This is a genomic window from Rothia sp. HMSC071B01 (genome assembly GCF_001808945.1).
GTDB lineage: Bacteria > Actinomycetota > Actinomycetes > Actinomycetales > Micrococcaceae > Rothia.
In genome coordinates, this window is sequence record NZ_KV795040.1 from 1 (window position 1) to 1485 (window position 1485).

Here is a 1485-nt window from a genome sequence, read left to right on the forward strand (position 1 = left end):
TAACCCTGCGTGAACACGAAAGCATCCGAACGCACAGTAGCATCAGACGGCTGCGTACGAACCGTCAACTTCTCGAAATCGTAATCCGCGAGCGCGTCCTCCGCGAGCTGCGCACCGCTCTTGGTAGCGGTCGCCTTAGCCTCTGCTTCACTGGTCGGTACGGTAACGCGGTTATTAGCACCCAGCGTCTTCAGCGAAGGCTGATTTCCCACTGGGGCACACTCGAAGGCAGTGTGGTTTGCAGCCACCGGGCCGTCAAGCTTCTTACTCGCATAGCAGGAGTCCTTGGCGTAGAACCAGGCATTATCGGTCTCGCAAGGCACTTCAACGCCACCGGCAGCGATGCAGGTCTGGTCCTTCATCGACGCCACCGGCTGAACCACCGGTGAGTTAGACGCATCCCGGTTTTCATTCACCGGAGCAGAATCATTAGATGACTTATGTTTACTATGTCGAGCTACTGCATGAGAGTTAGATACATCTACGCTGGTACTATCTGCAACAGCTGGTGCCGCCAGGCTTGAGGCCGTAAGCATCGCAACAAGAGCAGCGGAGAAGACGTGCTTGAGGTGTTTCATCTTCACTTCCCTATCCTTTACGAGGCGCAGCCAGTATTCAGCTCACGTGCACCGGCATACACGTAACGACCATCCTGCAATCGCTTTACAACCACCTCAACAGTGGCTGTAGAATCCGGCCCGGTTACAGCGCGCTCGCCGTTGGGAATATGCACCTGCGTCCAATCCTCGCAGTACGTCACCTTCAAATACGAGTACGGGTACGAGGTACCATCCGGGTAGTCATACGTCAGGATGTCATAAACTTCCACGTTACGAATCGTCACGTCACCGGTAAATACACCGCCATTCCGCTTAATATCATCACGGCTACTCTGAATCGTTTCCTTCACCTGGCCCAAAGTTCCAGGATCAACGAACTTCAGAAGCTCCTCATCGCTGGTGTGCTCAAAGTCCCCGTGCAACCACGCATTGAACATACGCATATCATTCAACGCAACGCGCTTGGCGGCGTTGATTGCTGCTTGCTTTGCGATTGCGGCATCAGCGTTCGTGTCATCATCCGCACGAATCTCAATCACTTCAGAACCCTTCGGATTCGCCGCTACGGTTGCAGAGGCCGAAGCCTTCGCAGCAGTGGGCGTGGAAGTAGCAGACGCGCTCGCTGAAGCGGTTGCGGCCGGGGCGTTAGTAGCGGCTTCGGAGGATTCGCCGGCTGCCTGGGCGCCACCGCCGCATGCAGAAAGTGCAAGCATCAGGGTGACGGACAGGGCGGCCAGGCCGGTGCGGGTGTTCAGGGTCTTCATGGTGTTCTCCTTTGAGGGTTCCCCGGTTTTTTGTGCCTGTGGGGAGAGGCAAGGGGGTAGATTATCGGTTGGTTTCACGGTAGCACAAGGGCCTGCCAGTGGTGCTGGCAGGTGGTTAGATGCTCAAGGTGACACCGCGTGCGATAGCGAGATCCCGGTAG

2 protein-coding genes are annotated in these 1485 nt (G+C 56.3%); both read right to left on the minus strand.

Annotated elements, in window-relative coordinates; translation table 11 throughout:
- Nucleotides 1–416, minus strand: a 416-nt coding sequence (locus tag HMPREF2527_RS00155) for a hypothetical protein (RefSeq protein ID WP_141744412.1), incomplete at its 3' end; no start/stop codon positions are given.
- 179 nt (nt 417–595) lie between these two features.
- A complete protein-coding gene (locus HMPREF2527_RS00160; protein WP_070505424.1) occupies nt 596–1324 on the minus strand; it encodes a hypothetical protein in 729 nt (242 codons plus the stop codon).
- Nucleotides 1325–1485: the final 161 nt, after the last annotated feature.

Excerpts from the sequence above, each read along its gene's own strand:
- HMPREF2527_RS00160 (WP_070505424.1), bottom strand. The coding sequence starts at position 1,324 with ATGAAGACCCTGAACACCCGCACCGGCCTGGCCGCCCTGTCCGTCACC.